The sequence below is a fragment of the Nostoc cf. commune SO-36 genome (assembly GCF_023734775.1).
GTDB classification, from domain to species: domain Bacteria; phylum Cyanobacteriota; class Cyanobacteriia; order Cyanobacteriales; family Nostocaceae; genus Nostoc; species Nostoc commune_A.
The window spans coordinates 1,309,560-1,330,739 of the sequence record NZ_AP025732.1 but is presented as its reverse complement, the minus strand read 5'-3'; the positions used below and the strand labels follow the sequence as shown (position 1 = coordinate 1,330,739).

19 protein-coding genes and 2 pseudogenes are annotated in these 21,180 nt (G+C 41.7%); 11 read left to right on the top strand and 10 right to left on the bottom strand.

The annotated features are described in order from the left end of the window. Positions 1-147 precede the first annotated feature (147 nt). Together ANSO36C_RS05880 and ANSO36C_RS05875 are read right to left on the bottom strand one after the other, a co-directional pair. Positions 148-333, bottom strand: coding sequence for a hypothetical protein (locus ANSO36C_RS05880; RefSeq protein ID WP_251958780.1), 186 nt, complete (start codon positions 331-333; stop codon positions 148-150). Between the two features lie 162 nt (positions 334-495). Then, the gene (locus tag ANSO36C_RS05875; protein ID WP_251958779.1) at positions 496-1,110 is read right to left on the bottom strand and encodes a Uma2 family endonuclease; all 615 of its coding nucleotides are present in this window, start codon (positions 1,108-1,110) and stop codon (positions 496-498) included. A gap of 531 nt (positions 1,111-1,641) precedes the next feature. Between ANSO36C_RS05875 and metH the strand changes: the two genes are divergently transcribed. Further along, positions 1,642-5,169, top strand: a complete 3,528-nt coding sequence (gene metH, locus ANSO36C_RS05870) for a methionine synthase (RefSeq protein WP_251958778.1) — start codon at positions 1,642-1,644, stop codon at positions 5,167-5,169. Between the two features lie 498 nt (positions 5,170-5,667). On the opposite strand, the gene ANSO36C_RS05865 is transcribed toward metH, so the two are convergent. From ANSO36C_RS05865 to fabI, 3 genes are all read right to left on the bottom strand, one after another. Next, the gene (locus tag ANSO36C_RS05865; protein ID WP_251958777.1) at positions 5,668-6,651 is read right to left on the bottom strand and encodes an ABC transporter ATP-binding protein; all 984 of its coding nucleotides are present in this window, start codon (positions 6,649-6,651) and stop codon (positions 5,668-5,670) included. Between the two features lie 128 nt (positions 6,652-6,779). Further along, the gene (gene hisB / locus ANSO36C_RS05860; RefSeq protein WP_251958776.1) at positions 6,780-7,415 is read right to left on the bottom strand and encodes an imidazoleglycerol-phosphate dehydratase HisB; all 636 of its coding nucleotides are present in this window, start codon (positions 7,413-7,415) and stop codon (positions 6,780-6,782) included. 102 nt (positions 7,416-7,517) lie between these two features. Next, entirely contained in the window at positions 7,518-8,294 is a 777-nt protein-coding gene (fabI, locus tag ANSO36C_RS05855; RefSeq protein WP_251958775.1) for an enoyl-ACP reductase FabI, read from the bottom strand. 379 nt (positions 8,295-8,673) lie between these two features. Between fabI and ntcA the strand changes: the two genes are divergently transcribed. The 3 genes from ntcA (at position 8,674) to ANSO36C_RS05840 (ending at position 11,626) form a co-directional block, all read left to right on the top strand. Next, a complete protein-coding gene (gene ntcA, locus ANSO36C_RS05850; protein ID WP_017652326.1) occupies positions 8,674-9,345 on the top strand; it encodes a global nitrogen regulator NtcA in 672 nt (223 codons plus the stop codon). Positions 9,346-9,513: 168 nt separating this feature from the next. Continuing rightward, positions 9,514-11,004, top strand: a complete 1,491-nt coding sequence (locus ANSO36C_RS05845; RefSeq protein WP_251958774.1) for a DUF3084 domain-containing protein — start codon at positions 9,514-9,516, stop codon at positions 11,002-11,004. 169 nt (positions 11,005-11,173) lie between these two features. Then, on the top strand, positions 11,174-11,626 hold the full coding sequence (locus ANSO36C_RS05840; protein WP_251958773.1) for a pre-16S rRNA-processing nuclease YqgF: 453 nt from the start codon (positions 11,174-11,176) through the stop codon (positions 11,624-11,626). A 66-nt stretch (positions 11,627-11,692) separates the two neighbouring features. Here ANSO36C_RS05840 and ANSO36C_RS05835 read toward each other — a convergent pair whose 3' ends face one another. After that, positions 11,693-11,962: a DUF3146 family protein gene (locus ANSO36C_RS05835; protein ID WP_372726526.1), complete on the bottom strand. Its 270-nt coding sequence runs from the start codon at positions 11,960-11,962 to the stop codon at positions 11,693-11,695. Between the two features lie 300 nt (positions 11,963-12,262). After that, positions 12,263-12,799 carry a hypothetical protein gene (locus ANSO36C_RS05830; protein WP_251958772.1) on the bottom strand — a complete coding sequence of 179 codons (537 nt, stop codon included), beginning with the start codon at positions 12,797-12,799 and terminating at the stop codon, positions 12,263-12,265. A gap of 386 nt (positions 12,800-13,185) precedes the next feature. Here ANSO36C_RS05830 and ANSO36C_RS05825 point away from each other — a divergent pair, with 386 nt between their 5' ends. The 6 genes and pseudogenes from ANSO36C_RS05825 (at position 13,186) to ANSO36C_RS05800 (ending at position 16,511) form a co-directional block, all read left to right on the top strand. Then, positions 13,186-14,052, top strand: a complete 867-nt coding sequence (locus ANSO36C_RS05825) for an aldo/keto reductase (protein WP_251958771.1) — start codon at positions 13,186-13,188, stop codon at positions 14,050-14,052. A 107-nt stretch (positions 14,053-14,159) separates the two neighbouring features. Continuing rightward, positions 14,160-14,699: a GNAT family N-acetyltransferase gene (locus ANSO36C_RS05820; RefSeq protein ID WP_251958770.1), complete on the top strand. Its 540-nt coding sequence runs from the start codon at positions 14,160-14,162 to the stop codon at positions 14,697-14,699. Positions 14,700-14,781: 82 nt separating this feature from the next. Next, positions 14,782-15,099, top strand: a complete 318-nt coding sequence (locus ANSO36C_RS05815; protein WP_251958769.1) for a class I SAM-dependent methyltransferase — start codon at positions 14,782-14,784, stop codon at positions 15,097-15,099. Then, positions 15,042-15,557, top strand: a complete 516-nt coding sequence (locus tag ANSO36C_RS05810; RefSeq protein ID WP_251958768.1) for a class I SAM-dependent methyltransferase — start codon at positions 15,042-15,044, stop codon at positions 15,555-15,557. Before ANSO36C_RS05815 ends, ANSO36C_RS05810 begins: the two co-directional genes overlap by 58 nt. Positions 15,558-15,684: 127 nt before the next feature. Continuing rightward, positions 15,685-15,903: pseudogene (locus tag ANSO36C_RS34165) on the top strand (cupin domain-containing protein); the annotation flags it as partial. A 117-nt stretch (positions 15,904-16,020) separates the two neighbouring features. Further along, positions 16,021-16,511 (top strand): annotated as a pseudogene (locus ANSO36C_RS05800) (hypothetical protein). Positions 16,512-16,591: 80 nt separating this feature from the next. Here ANSO36C_RS05800 and ANSO36C_RS05795 read toward each other — a convergent pair. Beyond that, entirely contained in the window at positions 16,592-17,293 is a 702-nt protein-coding gene (locus ANSO36C_RS05795; protein ID WP_251958767.1) for a Crp/Fnr family transcriptional regulator, read from the bottom strand. A gap of 2 nt (positions 17,294-17,295) precedes the next feature. Continuing rightward, on the bottom strand, positions 17,296-18,699 hold the full coding sequence (locus ANSO36C_RS05790) for an amidase (protein ID WP_251958766.1): 1,404 nt from the start codon (positions 18,697-18,699) through the stop codon (positions 17,296-17,298). Positions 18,700-19,126: 427 nt separating this feature from the next. Between ANSO36C_RS05790 and ANSO36C_RS05785 the strand changes: the two genes are divergently transcribed. Next, entirely contained in the window at positions 19,127-20,386 is a 1,260-nt protein-coding gene (locus ANSO36C_RS05785) for a hypothetical protein (RefSeq protein WP_251958765.1), read from the top strand. A gap of 120 nt (positions 20,387-20,506) precedes the next feature. Here the strand turns inward: ANSO36C_RS05785 and ANSO36C_RS05780 are convergent, their stop codons facing one another. Then, positions 20,507-21,151: a hypothetical protein gene (locus ANSO36C_RS05780; protein WP_251958764.1), complete on the bottom strand. Its 645-nt coding sequence runs from the start codon at positions 21,149-21,151 to the stop codon at positions 20,507-20,509. Between the last annotated feature and the right edge of the window lie 29 nt (positions 21,152-21,180).

Here is a 21,180-nt window from a genome sequence, read left to right as displayed (position 1 = left end):
AATACCAAGTCGTCTAGTGAGATATCATAACCGCGACTTGGTATTACTGTAAAAGTAGGATAGCAAGGACATTTTTTTAATGCAATCTAGATTGCGATGTCTACGATGGGCTACGCTTACGCAGTTATGGAACAAATCCATAACTACTTATCCCAATTCTTTTGATGGAGAGACGGTTTCAGTAGTTTGAGAAGATGGTTTATTGAAGAAGAAACTCCAGATTCTTTGAATAGCTACTATTAGAAAACCAATCACAATCACTCCTGCTACCACTGGGAAAGCTAGCGCCAGCACAGACAGCGCGATCGCAACGACCAACTCAATGGTTGACACAACTGGATTGGTTAATCCACCTGAAATGCCTGTAGTATTCTTTCCATCTTTGAGCTGAACGGAGTAACAACTCTAAGCTGTGATCCCAAGATAAGAAACTTGGCGAAAATATTTCATCTGACTATATGTAGAATCAGTCAAACTCTACGTTCAAACCTAAACTTACAAAGCAGAATCAAAAATTTGTTGTGCTGTAAAGTTGAGTTTGGGGAATAAAGGCGATGCAATAAAATTATTTCCTCTAAACACAGTCATTTGATAATCTCCCTCAACTAATTCGCAAATTGTAATAGTTTTTTGTTTAGGATTACCAGTAAATCTTTTGCCGCCGATCGCGGCATAGTCTACAATCCAATACTCAGTAATCCCCATCTCCTCATAATCCCTGAACTTGTCATAGTAGTCGTCTCGCCAGTTGGTGCTAACAACTTCAACAGCTAATGGGATAGATGCAGCTTGAATAACAGTCGATTGCTTACTCCACAGAGGTTCATTCACGAGATTGTCATGATTTAATAGCAAAATGTCAGGAGAATAGGTTGAGTTATTGCTCTGAATTTTGACAAAGGCAGTTTTGGGAATGCGAAACGGAAGTCCCATTTGCAAGAACTGGAAGGTTATCTGTGCCGCCAAAAATCCAACAACATTTTCGTGTTCACCAGTTGGGGGTGGCATTTCTACAATGACTCCTTTATGTAGTTCATATCGCGCCCCGTTTGAGGGGTACCACTCGATAAATTGTTCAAAGGTTATTAACTTGGGTAGGGTTTGAGTCATAGTTCCCATCTCCACATATATTTGACTTTACCATCGCTGCCCCTAGATTGTGCCGCAAGATAAGAGATATACCTTTAACAGAAGTTGAAGAGATGGAAAAAAACTTGAAGCAGCTTTCTGAGAAAAGAGCGTGCCGTAGGCAAGTGATATTACCGTCACAGCCCTTTGTAGACATCGCTAATATCCAAGCTGTCCATCAACTCATAAGCGCAAGAGGGTAAAACCTTGGTTAATCAGCTATTTCAGACTTGCGTGTAAACCGTAGGCTTGCGGGGAGGCAATACAAAGCCTAGCTTTGGCGGGGTGGGGTTCTTCGAGTTTAATAAGCAATCAAGCGCACATGATATAAGGAAGCTTTTGCATAATTCTGCGATCGCTAACCTTGAGAAATCAGGTCAAAATGAGCCAATGGCGAGTTTCAGCAAAACAGACTTTATTAAAAGATGCCGCAAATATCACAATCTTGGAAAATAATAAAGTAAGTCGAGTATCACAAGACTCACTTGATATCCTCATTTATTCTAGGAAAATATGACTCATTCTTTCCTTGAACGCTTGCGTAGTCCTGATAGCCCAGTCCTCGTCTTCGACGGGGCGATGGGAACCAACTTACAAACCCAAAACCTGACTGCTGAAGACTTCGGCGGCCCGCAGTATGAAGGTTGTAACGAATACTTAGTCCACACGAAACCCGAAGCTGTCGCTAAGGTTCACCGCGACTTTCTCGCTGCTGGGGCAGATGTGATTGAAACCGATACCTTTGGCAGTACCTCCCTGGTACTGGCAGAATATGACTTGGCAGACCAAGCCTATTACCTCAGCAAGACAGCCGCAGAATTAGCCAAGCGTGTGGCTGCGGAATTTTCCACGCCAGAAAAACCCCGGTTTGTGGCAGGTTCCATCGGCCCCACAACGAAACTCCCAACCTTGGGACATATTGACTTTGACACCATGAAAGCTACTTTTGCTGAACAAGCAGAGGCGCTATGGGATGGTGGTGTCGATTTATTTCTGGTGGAAACTTGCCAAGATGTGCTGCAAATTAAAGCGGCGCTGAATGCCATTGAAGAAGTATTTGCGAAGAAAGGCGATCGCAGACCATTAATGGTTTCTGTGACAATGGAAAGCATGGGCACAATGTTGGTTGGTTCCGAAATCAGTGCTGTGCTGACAATTTTGGCACCTTACCCAATTGACATTCTCGGTCTAAACTGTGCCACTGGCCCAGACTTGATGAAGCCACATATCAAGTATCTGGCAGAACATTCACCTTTCATCGTTTCCTGTATTCCCAACGCGGGTTTACCTGAGAACGTCGGCGGTCAAGCGCACTACCGCCTGACACCGTTAGAATTACGGATGTCATTGATGCATTTTGTTGAAGATTTGGGTGTCCAAGTGATCGGGGGTTGCTGTGGGACACGTCCAGAACACATTCAACAATTGGCAGAACTCGCTAAAGACCTAAAGGCAAAAGTTAGACATCCTAGCTTAGAACCAGCAGCAGCATCAATTTACACCACTCAGCCTTACGACCAAGATAATTCCTTCTTGATAGTTGGCGAACGTCTCAACGCCAGTGGTTCCAAAAAGTGCCGCGATTTGCTAAATGCCGAAGATTGGGATGGACTCGTTTCAATGGCGAGGGCGCAAGTTAAAGAAGGCGCACACATCCTCGATGTCAACGTCGATTATGTGGGACGCGACGGTGTGCGGGATATGCACGAATTAGTTTCGCGCATTGTTAACAATGTCACATTGCCTTTAATGCTTGACTCCACCGAATGGGAAAAGATGGAGGCGGGTTTAAAAGTTGCCGGTGGTAAGTGTTTGCTGAACTCCACCAACTACGAAGACGGGGAACCGCGCTTTTTGAAGGTGCTAGAGATAGCGAAGAAATACGGTGCTGGTGTAATCATTGGTACTATCGATGAAGACGGGATGGCACGAACAGCAGACAAAAAGTTTGCGATCGCCCAACGTGCATACCGCCAAGCTGTAGAATATGGCATACCTCCCACAGAAATATTTTTTGATACCCTAGCGTTACCCATTTCTACCGGGATTGAAGAAGACCGAGAAAATGGTAAAGCCACAATTGAATCTATCCGGCGGATTCGTGAAGGATTGCCTGGATGTCATGTGATTTTGGGTGTTTCCAATATTTCCTTTGGTTTGACTCCAGCCTCGCGGATGGTGCTGAACTCGGTGTTTTTGCACGAAGCGACGACGGCGGGAATGGATGCAGCCATTGTCAGCGCTAACAAAATTTTACCGCTATCGAAGATTGACGCCCGCCATCAAGAAATTTGTCGGCAGTTGATTTATGATGAGCGGAAATTTGAGGGTAATGTTTGCGTATACGATCCCTTGGGAGAGCTTACCACAGCCTTTGCCGGGGTGACAACTAAGCGCGATCGCTCCTTAGATGAAAGTCTCCCCATCCCAGAACGCCTCACACGCCACATCATCGACGGCGAACGCATTGGCTTAGAAGAACATCTGAAAAAAGCCTTAGAAGAACATCCCCCGTTGGAAATTATCAACACCTTCTTGCTAGATGGGATGAAAGTTGTCGGGGAATTGTTCGGTTCTGGACAAATGCAGCTACCCTTCGTCTTGCAATCTGCGGAAACCATGAAAGCGGCGGTGGCATTTCTAGAACCATTCATGGAAAAATCAGAATCAGGCAACAACGCCAAGGGAACCTTTATCATTGCCACAGTTAAAGGCGATGTCCACGACATTGGTAAAAACTTAGTGGATATCATCTTGTCCAACAATGGCTACAAGGTGATTAATCTGGGAATTAAGCAGCCAGTGGAAAACATCATCAACGCTTACGAACAGCACAAACCTGATTGTATTGCCATGAGTGGTTTGCTGGTAAAATCCACCGCCTTCATGAAAGAGAACTTGGAGGTATTCAACGAAAAAGGAATTAGTGTACCCGTAATTTTAGGAGGTGCGGCACTGACTCCCAAGTTTGTGTATGAAGATTGCCAAAATACCTACAAAGGTAAAGTTGTTTATGGCAAAGATGCCTTTTCTGACTTGCACTTCATGGATAAATTAATGCCAGCAAAGGCAACTAATAACTGGGAAGATTTGCAAGGATTTTTAAACGAAGTCGAAACGGCTGAAGTTTCGACAAATGGTAACAAAGAACCAAAAGCTACAACTGCTGAAGAAACATCTGCTGAACCAAAAGTAGTAGATACAAGACGTTCCGAAGCTGTGGCGATAGATATTGAACGTCCAACACCGCCTTTCTGGGGAACGAAGTTATTGCAGCCTAGTGATATTCCCATCGAGGAAATATTCTGGCACTTGGATTTACAAGCTTTGGTTGCTGGACAGTGGCAATTCCGCAAACCAAAGGAACAATCTAAGGAAGAATATCAGGCTTTTTTAGCGGAGAAAGTTTACCCAGTTTTAGAAAGTTGGAAACAGCGAATCATTGAAGAAAATCTGTTACATCCCCAAGTGATTTATGGGTATTTCCCTTGTCAAGCCGAGGGGAATTCTCTACATATATATGACTCAGAGAACCAATCACAGCAGGTTACAACTTTTGAGTTTCCCAGGCAGAAGTCTTTAAGGCGGCTATGCATAGCAGATTTCTTTGCACCGAAGGAGTCGGGAATTATTGATGTCTTCCCCATGCAAGCGGTGACTGTAGGGGAGATTGCCACAGAGTTCGCCCAAAAGCTGTTTGCTGCCAATCAATACACAGATTACCTGTATTTCCACGGTATGGCGGTGCAGGTGGCAGAGGCTGTAGCTGAATGGACACACGCCAGAATTCGCCGGGAGTTAGGTTTTACTGCTGAAGAACCCGACAACATTCGGGATATATTAGCACAACGCTATCGTGGCTCACGGTATAGTTTTGGGTATCCAGCTTGTCCAAATATTCAGGATCAATACAAGCAACTGGAGTTATTGCAGACTGACAGGATTAACTTGTATATGGATGAAAGTGAACAACTTTATCCAGAACAGTCTACCACTGCAATTATTACCTATCACCCAGTAGCAAAATACTTTAGCGCGTAGAATCCTACTCGTTAACCCAATACGCTTGGTGTTAGTGATATTGTGCCTCACAAGATCCCCCCAACCCCCCTTAAAAAGGGGGGCTTACCTATAGCACTTTGCAATTAAACCAGTTATCAGTTATGGGACTTACGCAAAATATCTCTCAAACTCTGATTTCTCCGTGTACTCTGCGCCTCTGTGGTTCGTTATTCCGTAACTCTTGCGTAAGTCCTAAGTTATCGGTTATCAGTTATCAGTTATCAGGCGTATGGTGGGGGATTTCAACCCGCCACCAACGCATTCCACCTGTACGGCGTAGGCTTAAACCCAGGGATAAATAGATCACTGATAACTGTTTACTGTTCACTGTTCACTGTTAAATGAGGTACAGAATCAAGGATTCACAAATCAAATTATTCCTCTTCCTCCTGCCTCAAAACCAGTGACTTTGTACCTCATGCAAAAGAAAACTGCTGTATGTGCAGCCAATCCACAATTTGCTATTTGGTTACAAGACTAATTAAGCGAATTATTTTTTATTTCGATTTGTTGAATAAAAAATTCTTCTAAAGATTGACGCGACAAGTTCATGGCGATAATTTTACCCTCCATGAGGCGAAGACTAGCGAGAAAATCATAGTAATCATCTTGTAATGTACCTTGCCAAGAGCCATCAGGCTCAAATCTGAGAGTGGATATCCATTTTTTGAGGATTTCCCAGTCCCCACCTTGACCTTTGACGTGATATGTGTTTTTTCCGCCTAAGAGTTCATTAAGGGAACCAGAGCAAATTAATTCACCTTGAGCGAGAATGGCAATGCGATCGCAAATCTGTTCTACTTCACTAAGAACATGGCTATTGAAAAAAATCGTTTTCCCAGCAGCTTTTAGGGCCAGAATAATTTCCCGCATTTGGTAGCGTCCTACCGGATCAAGACCAGACATCGGTTCATCCAGAAAAACTAAATCTGGCTCGTTAATTAGCGCCTGTGCCATACAAACACGCTGTAGCATTCCTTTAGAGTAGCGACGCAGGAGCTTTTTACGAGCATCAGCTTGGGATAAACCCACTAATTCCAGCAGTTGGGGAATGCGTTGGCGTTGGACACTTTGGGGAATTTGGAATAGTCCAGCAGCAAGCTGTAAAAATTCCCAGCCAGTGAGATAGTCATACAAATAGGGATTTTCTGGCAGATAGCCGATATGTTGCCTGATAGTGCGATCGCCTATTGGCTTACCCAATAATAATCCCCGTCCAGAGGTGGGATGAATAATTCCCAATAACAATTTTAAAAGAGTGGTTTTACCAGCACCATTTGGCCCTAGCAACCCAAAGGTTTCTCCTTTGTAAACCGTTAAAGAACAGTTTTTCAGAGATACGACTTTTTGATTTAGCCAAAAACCAGTGCGATAGACTTTTCGCAACTCAGAAGTTAGGACTACTGGCGGAGTGTCTGCCGTATTAAGTTGAGAATTAGAGTCATCTGCAACAGACTTCATCTCGGTTGAATCACTATTTACCTGGTAGGCTGATAATAACCATCAGAAACTAGTGTGTCAATTATCAAAAACTGGGGACTGGGAAGACAAGGATAGAGTTTTCCCAATGCCCAATACCCTGACTGCTTTCATAAAACGCCCTTAGAACTGGGAATAACGCCAGCACGACGGGGGTCGATTTCCACCGCCAACCGCGTTGCTCTTGCAAACGCCTTAAATGTTGCTTCAATGATGTGATGGGAATTAATGCCATCCAGTTGCCGAATGTGCAATGTCATTTGGCTATGGTTTACCAAAGCCACAAAAAATTCTCGCACCAGTTGGGTGTCATAGGTTCCTACCCTCTGGGTAGGAATTTGTAAGCCGTAGCTGAGGTGAGGACGTCCAGAAAAGTCTAGTGCTACCTGAACTAAAGCTTCATCCAATGGTGCAAGAAAATTACCAAAGCGGACAATACCTTTTCTGTTGCCTAGTGCTTGGTTAAAAGCTTGCCCTAAAGTAATGCCTACATCTTCGTTGGTGTGATGGTCATCAATTTCCCAGTCTCCCTTGGCTTGGACATCTATATCAATCAGCCCGTGGGAGGCAATTTGATGCAACATGTGATCCAAAAACGGAACACCTGTTGCTGCTGTGCAAGTTCCTCTACCATCCAGGTTGATCGTAACTTGCACATCAGTTTCACCAGTGGTGCGGTGAACAGTCGCAATCCGAGAGGTTTCAGTTAAGCGATCGTAGTTTGAATTAATTTTGCTGATTTGCATGGGAAATAGGGCATGGAGAATAGGGCATAGGGCATGGGGAATGAAAAATGGACAAGAATTATTACTAATACTCAATTCCCAATGCCCCATGCCCCAATTATCTTACATTCCCATAATTTCATATCCTGCATCTACATACAGAATTTGTCCGGTAATGCCGCTAGACAAATCACTACACAAGAAAGCCGCAGCATTGCCTACTTCTAACTGAGTGACGGTGCGTCGTAGGGGAGCTACTTCTTCTACATGATGAATTGCATCCAAAATCCCACCTACTGCTGAAGATGCCAAAGTGCGGATGGGGCCTGCGGAGATGGCATTGACGCGGATATTTTGCGCCCCTAGTTCGGCAGCTAGATAACGCACACTCATTTCTAAGCCCGCCTTGGCAACTCCCATAACGTTGTAATTAGGGATTGCTCTGACACCGCCTAAATATGTCAAAGTGACGATACTACCTCCCTCTGTCATCAAAGGTTTAGCTGCACCACTTAACTGCACCAGCGAGTAGGTACTAATTTCTAAGGCGGTGTTGAAGCCAGAACGGGAGGTTTGGCTAAAATCTCCGCTCAAGTCGTCTTTGCTAGCAAAGGCCAGACAATGGATAAGGATGTCTAGCTTTCCCCACTGTTCGCGGATTGTCTCAAAGGTAGATTTAATTTGGTCTTCATTTTGGACATTACAGGGAAGAAATAAACTGGGGTTGAGGGGTTCTACCAACTCCGCGACTTTTTTCTCCATTTTGCCGCGTTCATCCGGCAGGTAAGTAATACCCAGGTTTGCTCCGGCTTTATGCAGCTGTTGGGCGATGCCCCAGGCGATCGAGCGGTTATTGGCAATACCTGTAACAAGGGCATTTTTTCCAGTCAGATTTAGCATATAAATTGTTAATGCGATCGATCATTTAGGAGCATACTAGAATCTGAGGCTAATTTATCTTTGTTTTATACAGGATTTGCAAAAATGAATATTGGTAAGAGTGTTTGCTGTGACAAAATTATTGATTTTTCCTAAAGATTTTCTCAAGATATCTTTATTTGTTCTTCAAAAAACCTTTTAAATACAGCTATTGGAACTACTTATCAACAATTAATAGCTGAAAGGATCAACAATTATGTATCATAATAAACAAAGAGTTATGAAGAGATTAGTTTGAGTATAGGAAAGTACAGAAAGGTTGACGGTGCTATATTCATTTTTCGGGTGTATTCTTAGGTAATCAGTTTTTGTTTTTCCGGCATTGGGTAGGGGAAGGGAGATGATCGTGACACAAGATAAAGCCCTAGCAAATGTTTTTCGTCAGATGGCGACCGGGGCGTTTCCGCCAGTTGTAGAAACGTTTGAACGCAATAAAACGATCTTTTTTCCTGGCGATCCTGCCGAACGAGTTTATTTTCTTTTGAAAGGTGCTGTTAAACTTTCCAGGGTGTACGAGGCAGGAGAGGAAATAACGGTAGCGTTGCTGCGGGAAAACAGTGTTTTTGGTGTATTGTCATTGCTGACAGGAAATAAGTCGGATCGCTTTTACCATGCGGTTGCATTTACGCCTGCGGAATTACTGTCAGCACCAATTGAACAAGTGGAACAAGCACTCAAGGAAAATCCAGAATTATCAATGTTAATGCTGCGAGGTCTGTCTTCGCGCATTTTACAGACGGAGATGATGATTGAAACTCTTGCTCACCGAGACATGGGTTCTCGCTTGGTGAGTTTTTTGTTAATTCTTTGTCGGGATTTTGGCGTTCCTTGTGCAGATGGGATCACTATTGATTTGAAGTTATCTCATCAAGCGATCGCAGAAGCAATTGGTTCAACTCGTGTTACCGTTACTAGGCTACTAGGGGATTTGCGTGAGAAAAAGATGATTTCTATTCACAAAAAGAAGATTACTGTGCATAAACCTGTTACCTTAAGTAGGCAATTCACATAAAATCAATTGAAGAAAGGGGAATCGGCGCGTGTTGTATTTTGAAAGATGACACTAATAGCTAGAGGTAAATCAAAAATTGAGTAATTTCAGCTATTGCCAATTTCCACTTCTTTCCAGACAATGCTTAAAAGTAGTAGGCTGTATCTGGAAGGATTTCGGTAGCTAAAGATGACCACCGGATACATCCTCATCGCAGCAATTTTGATTCTGGGAGGCGTAATTGCCACCGTGGGCGATCGCATCGGCACACGAGTTGGCAAAGCCCGCCTCTCACTTTTTAAGCTTCGTCCGAAAAATACTGCTGTAGTAGTAACTATTTTTACGGGCGGTTTGATTTCCGCATCAACTTTAGGGATTTTATTCGCTGCCGACGAAGGCTTGCGAAAGGGAGTCTTTGAGTTAGAGGATATTCAAACAGACCTCAGACAGAAGCGGGAACAGCTAAAAACCGCAGAAACTCAAAAAAGTCAGGTAGAGAGTGAGCTAAACCAAGCAAGAATTGCCCAAGCAAAAGCACAACAAGACTTACAGACAATTAATAAATCTTTGCAGGCGGCGAATGCCAAACAACTGCAAACACAAGCTCAGTTGAACCGCACCATTAGTCAACAAGCCCAAACTCAAACTCAACTTCAGCGCACTCAAGGTCAGCTAGGACAAGTTGTAACTCAGTACCAAAAAGCTATAGCTGAATTGCAAAGTGTTTACAATCAGAGAAAGGAGTTACAGGCAGCAGTTGAACTACTAAAGACAGAGCGTCAACGGCTGTATGCTGAAGCGAAAAAAGCCATTGACGAAGCCAAAACAGCCATTGAAAAACGCGATCGCGAACTCGCTAACCGTCAAGAAGCCATAAAACAACGCGATCAAAAAATTGCCCAACTGGATCAACTAATTCAAAAGCGTAATTTAGAAGTTGCAGCGCGAGAGCAAGTGATTGCCACACGGGAATCGCGCCTTAAAGAATTGGAAGGACAACAGGAGCAACTAGAACTAGAAGTTGCAAGGCTGGAAAAATATTATCAGTCTTACCGCGACCTGCGTTTGGGTAAACTAGCCATAGTTCGTGGTCAAGTTCTATCTGCTGGTGTAGTTCGCGTTACTCAACCTGCTGCTGCTCGCCAAGTAGTAGTACAACTTTTGCAACAAGCTAATCGCAACGCTAATGTTGAATTAAGTGAGCCGGGTGCAAATCCAGCCAATGTAGAGCTACTGCGTGTAACTCAAGATAGGGTTGAGCAATTGAGCAAGCAGATTAGCGATGGTCAAGAATATGTGGTGCGAATTTTCTCGGCTGGTAATTACGTTAGAGGAGAAAAGCAGATAGAGTTTTTCGCCGATACAGCGCGAAATCAATTGGTTTTTTCGGGAGGTGCAGTGCTAGCTACAACTAGTGCTGATTCCAAAACTATGACATCCTATCAGTTACAGCAAAGGCTGGAAATACTAATTTCTGCTTCGCAATTTCGGGCCCGTAACGCCGGAATTGTCGAAGATGTGCAAGTAGAGGGGACTTTCTTACGCTTTGTTAGCCAGTTAAGACAATACAATCAACCATTGGAGATTAAAGCGATCGCAGCAGAGGACACTTATACAGCTGGGCCATTGAGAGTAAAATTAGTGGCAATAGTCAACGGACAAATTATTTTTAGTACTTAAAAGAGAAGTCAGAATTCAGAAGTTCAGAGAGTCAGAATACAATTAGTGGGAGATGGGCGCGGAAAGTCACAAGCGGCGGCTGACGCCGTAGACATCATAACTTTCCAAGACAGACTCGCCACCAATTGATCCTGAATTCTGAATCCTGAATTCTTATTTTTAATTTCTTATGAATTTTCGTGAATTTTCACCAACGCAACCAGTGATTTTGGGGTTTGATCCAGGTCGAGATAAGTGTGGTTTGGCGGTGATGGGACTGGATCGGCAACTATATTACCATGAGGTTGTGCTAGCAAAAGAGGCGATCGCTGCCATTGAGACACTGCGTCAAAAATTTCCCATTTCCTTAATGGTGATGGGCGACCAAACTACAGCCAAGCAGTGGAGACAGAAGTTATATCAGGAATTAATAGAACCACTGAGTATTATTTTAGTGGATGAGCGTTACACAACCTTAGAAGCACGCGATCGCTATTGGCAAATGTTCCCACCCAAGGGGCTAACAAAGCTATTGCCACAAGGTCTGCGACAGCCTCCAAGACCGATAGATGACATTGTTGCCATCCTCCTAATCGAAAGATACTTAAACCGCCTCACAGAATCAACACTAAAGAAATTTTAGATTTTGGATTTTGGATTTTGGATTCAATCTAAAATCTAAAATCCAAAATTGAATGGCTTCTAACTTTTAAAGTTCCGCCCGAATAGTAAAAGCATAATCTCCTCCAGGCTCTAGCTGATAATCTTGTTGCTCCAAAAATCGACCGAGGGGTTCTTTGATTAAAGCGCGGCCTTGGGAAGGCTTGACGGCAAGTTCTCCCCGGCGAAAATGCCACTGGAAATGCCACTCAAACTCACCTGCACTCACTTCACCCTCAAGGAAGCCGTGTTGCCAAGATTGGCGGGTGATTCTGACATGGGCAATAGTTTCTGGCAGTCGTCTTTTAGCACTCACAATGCTTTATGTCAAGTGTAGAATAACAGCCGCTCATATTAGGCTAGCTTCTTATTTTATGTACCAAACATAGTCTAAATAGACAAACTGACAAAGTGAGTACTTTTTAGTTGAGTAAGAATGGTACTAATGGAGAATGCTGGATGTCGAAAGTGACTCAAACTTGCTTAATCTAAGCGTTTTGTATCTATATAGCAAATCCTAAATCATTTGTGATAGACAATATCCCCAGCTTCCTAGATAAGTCAGCGATCTATGACTTCAGTCTATGGGCACAGTGGTAAGTAGTGGAGATAGTTTTTGTTAAAGTTTTAGAAATAAGAGTATCCTAGATACTGCATATCTAACGCTTCTTTCATCAGTGTATTGTGGATTGATTGGGATTTCTTTGAAAGATTTCAGCACAATTACAGCCCGATAAAGCTTAGAGTATTTAAATTGCTTTTCTTGGATGTCAAAACGCAGAATATTTTCTAGTGGATGTTCAATAACTTGATTGCCACGCAAACTTTTACGTTCGATAAATACCTTATTGATACTCTTATAAAAGGTGCAAGTGGTTACAGGTGATGTTGCTAAAAAAGCAGCGATCACTATTATAATTAATATAAATAAAATTAAGAAAAATAGATAATGCCGTTGATTTTGGTGTACTAAGAAAGATGTTTTTCCAGAGTTAAGAAAATCGTTAATTTTAAAAACAACTTCCTGATTCTCTTGATAGCTAACATGAGATAAAAGAGCAAAGTCTCCAAAAGGAGTTACAATAACCACTTCATAAGTTTTCGCTCCTTTGCTACCAGTCTTTGTAAGAATGTATGCTTCTTGGAGATCAAACATTTTAAGTTTCTCCATGCTTCCCAGCAAAGTGAACCGCCTCAATTCACAATTAACTTGGTTTGATGAGAAGCGATAGCAAGTTATCTTAACTGAAGCAGACTCAAAAAATAAGCAGTAAATCAAAAAGCTTAAGCATAAAGTCAGAATGAACCACCCAGTTAGCCAATCTCTGAGTGGTAGATGCTTTAGCTGTAATCTGGTACGGGTTTCCTCGACAATTTTCATCGGTGCTTGTGTATAGAATACTTAACCCCTGAGTTGAGTATTCCCTTACTAACTCATTCACTTATCAGCAAATCTAAGTACTAGGGAGGATTTATCAGAAATCGCTAAAAAAGCTTTGACTAGCTAGTAGATAATTAGGGCAGAAAGCTATAGCTAGAAGCATGGAAACCAAACAGCTAGGAAAAACTGGTATATCTGTAAGTGCGATTGGTTTGGGTGGTATGCCTATGTCAATCTCTAATCGCCCTCCCGAATCTGAATCAATCGAAGTTATTCATCATGCTCTGGATTTGGGTATTACATTTATTGACACTGCCGATTCTTACTGCAAAGATGAGTCAGAAAAACACCACAACGAGCGACTAATTCACAAGGCACTTACTAGTTACAAAGGCGATGTTAGCCAAGTAATTGTGGCAACTAAGGGCGGTTTGATGCGTCCTGATGGAAATTGGACAAGCAACGGCAACCCAGAACATTTACGCGAAACAATTCGAGTTAGCTTTGAGGCTTTGGGTGGTGCTAAACCCATCGATGTTTGGCAATATCATGCGCCCGATAGTAATTACACCATTGCAGAATCCCTTGCGCCAGTGAAAGAAGCAGTGGAGGCAGGTTTAATTCGGTTTATGGGAGTTTCTAACTTTTCCGTTGAACAAATTAAGCAAGCGCAGGATTTGGTGGATATTGTCTCGGTGCAGAATCAATACAGTCCTTGGCAACGACAACCAGAAAAAGACGGCGTGTTGAAGTATTGCGAACAGCAAGGCTTGACATTTTTGCCTTGGAGTCCCTTTGGTGGTAGACGTCGCCATCAGGATTTGCAAGATATTCCGGCGATCGCTAACTTAGCCAAAGAAAAAGGCGTATCAGTATATAATATCGTCTTAGCGTGGTTGCGTTCCAAATCGCCCGCTATTTTGCCGATTCCCGGCGCTAGTAAGGTTTCCAGTATTGAAGACTCAGCACAAGCTATCAATGTAAAACTATCTGATGAAGAAGTGCAAAAAATTGATCGGGCAACTTAATTATTCAACAACTTAAGGTAGATGTGGTAGAAGTTTCCTAAGATTTTTATGCCTTGTTTAGTTGCATAAACTCTTTGATTGCCTGCACTCAGCACATTAACAAAGCCATGATTTTAGAAACAAACCGTTTGCTAATGCGTGACTTTATAGAAACAGATTGGCAGGCAGTTTTTGCCTATCAATCTGATCCTTTGTACTTACGTTACAGCTATTGGACGCACCGTACACAGAAGGATGTTTGTAAGTTTATCCAGATATTTATTGATCAGCAAAAAGAGCAACCACGAACAAAGTTTCAATTAGCTATTATCCTCAAAGAAGAAAATCGGCTTATTGGCACTTGTGGTATCCGTGTAAATGACTCGGAAATGCAGGAAGCAGATATTGGCTATGAACTAAATAGTCAATATTGGGGACAAGGTTATGCAACAGAAGCAGCACAAGCCATTTTAAAGTTCGGCTTTGAAGAACTAGGAATGCATCGTATCTGGTCTTGGTGTGTTGCAGAGAATCTTGCTTCTGTTAGGGTATTAGAAAAAATTGGTATGCGTCGTGAGGATCATCTGCCGGAAAAAGAGTTAATCAAAAGCAGATGGTATGACAATTTTCTTTATGCTATCCTTGAGCGTGAGTGGAAAGGAAAGTAATACTGCTTCTATGAGCTACCTCAGAGACAATATCATAAATTCCTGAGAAATTGAGGATAAGACAAGTTCAGAGGTCGCAGCAATGACCAACACTATCCTCAATTTCCAAACAGCTACCGGACACGAAGTATTAGCAGCAGCAGGTAAAAAATATCTGCGCCCAGGTGGACGAATAGCTACAGATAAATTATTTCAGTTGGCAAACTTTCAGCCTGGAGAGACAGTTTTAGAGCTAGGTTCTAGCTTTGGATATAGTGCGATCGCTTTAGCAAAAAGCTACGATGTCAAAGTAGTAGGTGTTGAAAAAAATCCTGATAGTGTGGCTCGTGCGCGAGCTAATATTTGCGCTGCTGGGTTAGAAATCAAGTCGAAATCATTGAAGGTAATATTTTCAACCTAGAGGCAATCTCAGGAAAGTTTGATTATGTATTGGCAGAAGCCATTCTCACAATGCAATCCCCATTGGGAAAAGCCAAAATTTTAGCTGAAATTCATCATCTACTCAAACAGGGAGGTAAATTTCTCTCCCATGAACTGTTAGCGACTGACAAAGAAGAACAAATTCGTGTTGACTTAGCACGAGTAATTCTAGTTAATTCTACACCGCTATCAGAAACCAACTGGATTACGGCTTTTTTAACAGCCGGATTGCAAGTAGAGAAATGCCAAACTGAGTCAATGAATTTATTGAATTTAAGGCGGATATTTCAAGATGAAGGTATTTTTAACACAATTCGGATTTTTTGGAATGTGTTGACGCAGAAAGATATCCGCAAGCGGGTTTTAGAAATTCACCAAGTTTTTCATAAATACCAACAGGAATTAGGCTACATCATTTTGTGTGCTGTTGCCCAATAAGATAATTTATTCCCAAATCCATCGCCTGATAAATACTCGATAATCCTTGAATGATTATCAGCCTTTGTTTACAGTTAATAATCCTAAAATACTATGACAAGTTCAATCACCAGCCAGCCCATCTTTCATTACTCAACTACGAGAACAAATTGAATACCCCAGCGCGGGAGTTCTCAGTAAAGTACTGCTGAAAGATAAAGCTTGTCAATACACTCTATTTTGCCTAGCAGCTAATACTGATATTTCCGAGCATACCTCCACTCGTAATGCCACCATCAACGTCATCGAAGGCAGAGGTTTACTTACTTTATCTGGAGAAGATATTGCACTTAGACCCGGTGTTTTTGTCTTTATGCCTGCTAATGCACCTCATGCCTTAAAAGCAGAAGAAAACCTGACATTTCTGCTCATCCTCTCCGAGAAAGTTGCAGAAAATAATTAGTTATTTATGGAGTCTGAAAAAATGCGATCGCTACTTTTAACTTTTGCCGAAAATTTAAGTTTTTCAGAAATTCGGTGGAAAAAATATTATCACAACCTCTAACTAAAGTTCTCAATTCACCTGAATTACAACAAGAATTACACAGCTTAGATACCAATTTGCTTAAGGAAACTTTACTTACAGCAGGAGGAGTTTTTAGCTAAGGATTACCACCTTTTTACAACTGGCTAAAAAATGAATTGGGAGTTAAGCGGGTTCCTGATAGTCCCGATCACACCACAACATGGGTAATTGGTTTCCTCCATAATCAAGAAAGTCTAACTCATTTAGTTGAGTTACATCGTCCAGTACCTCGTTTGGCTTTAGAAGCTTCTGTTCCTCGCTTGGTAGAGATGTTTGAAGGTGTTAAGGACGCGCAAGTTCGGCAAGAATGGCAAAAAGCGATCGCGGCTCTATGTTTAGTTTTAGTTGTCGCTGCACGCGAACAAGATAGAGTTGCTGTAGCAGTCTGAATTGATTGCTACATCCCGCGTTCTGTAGCGGTTCTCAATTGGATAAAATTAAGTAGGGATGCATAACTAACTGTGTGCCCCTACAAATCTATATCTCCAGAGGCGATCGCATCTAATTTATTAGCATTAAGTATCATAATTGTCCCACCACGGCTATAGGCAATTACTGTTTTAAGACTTTTAATTAACCGTACACATTCTTCGTAAGTAATGCCGCTACTCCGAGCCATACGATAATAAGATAATTTAACTTTTAAACACTCACCTTTTGGAGTAGATTCAGTTCCAGATTCAGCATAAAAATATTGAATTAATCTGGCAAGGCGAACAATAGCTCTTTCAGAAACTAATCCATGAACTGTTTCATGTAATTGCTGAATCCGACTATTAAAAACCATCAGCATTCGTAATGCGATTTCCGGATTTTCGCCAATAGCTTTTAATAAAGCATCTCGCTCTACGGTAAGAACTTCACAATCAGATTCAGCAGTGACAGTTGCCGGAGAAATCCCATTTCCTAACAAAGCAGGAGCCGCAAAAATTTCTCCAGCAGCTAAGGCGCGGAGAATCGTTTCTTTACCAGTTGTTGCTGTTTTGGTAACTTGAATTGCTCCACTGACAACAGCATAGAGTTTTGCTGGTAAGCGATCGCCTTCATGGAGAATAATCTCTCCTTTACTATGGCGTTGCACCTGAGTGTCAGATTGCAAACTTATCTTCTCTGCTGTTTCTAAACCTGCAAACACAATAATTTGCGAAAGTTGTTCCAGGGATGCCTGCATGATTAGCCCGATATTGCAAAGGCTGGACGATGATGAATCCAAGGGTTAGCCGCTTCTAATTGTGCTGCTAGGCTGATGAGTGTCGCTTCAGCCGCAGGTTTACCAATTAGCTGCACACTCATGGGTAAACCATTACTATCAAAGCCTACAGGAATTGCGATCGCAGGTTGTCCAGTTGCATTCGCAGCCGGACAAGGGGCAACCCACTCAATAATATTTTGGAATATCTCTTCTGGACTCAGTGCAGCCCATTCCCCGACGCGGATGGGTGAATGTAGATAAACTGGCAATACCAGCACATCGACAGTATCGAAAAACGCCACAATCTGACGTGCCACAATCTGCATTTGAGAAACTGCTTGCAGGTACTGGGCAACAGAACCTGTGCGGGCAAATAGCCAACGATTCAATGGCTGCAAGGCTTCAACCGGAAGCCCTGATGCAGCCACCCCAGCTTGCCAGACGATTTGAAACGGTTCAACTAAACCGCTAAAATCTGGAGATTTCTGTTCAACTTGGTGGCCGAGTTGTTCTAATAACTGGACGGTTTGGCGGACAGCTTGCTGACAGTTAGCGTCAGCTTCTCCCAAAGGAGAAATGCTAGTGTCAAAGGCAATTCGCAAAGCACCGAGTTTTGTTTGAGTAGCAGCGAGAAATGATGGTTCGGGATCTGGCAACCAGTAAGGATCGCCTGTAACATAGCCAGATATGGCATCCAAAAGGGCAGCAGCATCAGCGACAGTCCGGGCGATCGGGCCGTTGACGGCAATACCTGCAAGGCGTTCACCGACTGGCGCTTTACTCACTCTGCCTCTAGATGGCTTAATTCCTACCAAACCACAACAAGCCGCAGGCCCCCGAATTGAACCACCGCCATCAGAACCTTGAGCGATCGCACACAATCCCGCAGCTACCGCCGCCGCCGCGCCACCACTAGAACCGCCAGGGGTATATTCTAAATTCCACGGATTTCTAGCTGGGGGAAAACCCGTAGGTTCAGTGTATGGGCATGAACCTAATTCGGAAGTGGCTGTTTTACCCAAAATAGTAAATCCAGCTTGCTTAATCTTTGCCACAAACCCATCATCATAGTTAGGGATATTATTTAATAATGCCGGATTTCCAAAAGTACAGGTAACATCTGCTACGGCATTGAGGTCTTTAATAGAAATCGGTACTCCAAAAAATGGTGGTAGTTCTGAGGTAGTTGTCAATAATTCTGTTTTGGCTTTGGCATCTGCGATCGCTTCTTCTGCCGTCACCGTAAAATAACTTCCTAATTGGGGATTCAATTGCCCTATTCGTTCTAAATATATTTCCACTAACTCTAGCGGTGATACTTCCCGGCGACGAATTAACTGCGCCAACTCTAGTGCTGGGGTAAATGCTAAATCAACTTCATTCATAGGTTAGTGAATGGGTAGTTTTGGCTTTCTCTGGGATTTTGAAACTTAAATTGTTACTTTAGCAGGATTTATGGGAATTATACATTTTATAGCTCCTGAGATTTGTGACTCAACTAGGATGCTCAGATGCAACAGACGTGGTTAAGTTCTTACTCAAGCCATTTTAATTGTTTCGCATAAACTTTCGACAAATCCCTAAGGGGTATTTATGGCTGATCTAGAAATACTTGTTAGTGAATTGCCAACACTGATTCAGAGTCTAAAACTAATCATTGGCGATTCTAACGAAATTATGGGACAAATTATTCTGATCAATAATGCTCAGGAAAAACTACGGAACATTAAACAATTAATTGTTAAAGAATTGAAATTTGAGAACGCAAAAAATTCTGCGATCGCAACACTTCCTAGATTAGCAACTATCCCGATGATGGGATTAGTAGATCCAGCGATCGCAGATAAATTTGGCAATTCCAAAACTAAAATTACCTTAGCTGATTTACAATCAAAAATTGATACCTGGATTGAATGGGGTTATTTTTTACAAGCAATAGCTACGGATATTCTTAGTGATATTCAATTAGTCAATCAATTAAATTCTGATATTAATCATCCAAGCATACCCAATGCTTTTAAAGCACTTGCTGACAATTTAAAAATTAACTTAGATGGCGACTCTAATATTTTACAACGTCAAGTTCAAAAAATCAGCAATTATCAAAAAGAGCTATTACAATTCCAGCAAAAATTAAATCATATTTTTAATACTATTAAAACTAGTCGTAGTTTATTAAATATTTTATTAGGAGTATCTGCTTTTTATGGTAAATCTAGCTTTGCTTTAGAGTGGTTAGATGATGATCACGAGTTAATTATATCGAGTGAGGGAAATTTTCAAGAATTGACAAATATCCTGAATGATTGTGATTTCTTTCAAGAACAAAGTTCAGCTTTAATTATTCAGAGTGGCATTTTAAAGGAACAAGCAGAACAAGCCTTAAAAAAGATTGAACAAAAAATTAGTAATGACGCAACTATTAGTCAGCAAATAAAAGTAGTACCAAAGTTTTCGACACAAAAAATAGTACGTTCGGCTTTGGCTATAACCTCAACTTTATTAATCTTAGGTTTTTGTGTTTGGAAAATTAAAGATCGAAGTCCACAATTGCAACAGATAAATCTAAGTTTAACTCAAGAAGGAAGTGCGTTCGTCCCAGACGCTGGCGCAGCCATCGCTAAATTTAAATCTGCTCAAAAACTCGGTATGGTGGCTGCTTCTCTAGTTCAAAAGCCACCGCATCCTCTAAAAGTCTGGCAACAAGCACAAAACAAATGGCATCAGGCAATAATTTTGTTAGATAGTATCCCTCATGAAACATCAGTTTCTGACCAAGCAAAGAAGAAATTGGCTTACTATCAAATGAACTATAAATCTATCAGTCAAAGAGTATTAATTGAAAAGAACGCTGTAGCAAACTTAGAATCAGCAAAAAAACTAGCAATAGAAGCTAATTTGATGCTTCACAATCCACCTAATTCGCTACTAGTTCGGCAGCAAGTACAAGGTAAATGGCAACAAGCAATTCATTTATTAGAAGCTATTCCAAAGAGTACCTTTGTCTATATACAAGCTAAAGAGTTACTTCCTATTTATAAAAATAATTATGCAGATACTGGTCAAATATAGAGGTATGTCCTCAAATTTTATAAGTAAAAATTTGGGAGTCAGAATTCAGAATAGATAAATATCCTAATCATACTGTATTCCTTTTAAATTCTGACTTCTGGGTGCTGAATTCTTACTATTTTACGGATAATTTATTGCATCATTGCTTTGGTTACTATAGCAATCTATATATTGAGAACTAATCCACCCTTCTCTTCCCATAACTCTGGTGTTTGAAGTATTAGTTACACGCACGTTAACCCAAGGTGTTGGGGGATCTTGAAGTGATACAATATGAGGCTGAAGTAATGTGACATTATTCCCATTATCTAAACCTGCTGTTGACTTTCCACCAGCTGTAATACGTAAAGCTAATTGCCCCGATTTCAACCCTGTTACTTGGCACGTTGCAGGCTTAACCTGAGCTACATTACTAGTACATTTTAGGCTATTACTAACCATCCAACCTTCTAAGTCTTTTTCCGCAAGACTATTTGTATCAATAACCCTAACGTAAATCCAATTTTCACTACCTTTAGCTAGTACTTTTAACTTTGCGTCTTCATATAAAGTAATTATGCCTCCACCTTGAATTTGTCCTTGCGGTTTTTGTAGGTATAAAAAAAGTGCTTCTTCATATCCTAGTTTCTTAGCTTGACAAGTCACTTGTCTGTTAGCATTTTTTGGGGTAGCAGCGTTTGCTATTGGCAACAAATTAAGAGTAGAAAGCCACAGATAAAATGCAGCAAAAGAAATGCGAGGTAGAGATTTAAGAAAACTTGCCATTTTTGAGTAAAGTAAGTACAAGTGTTTTT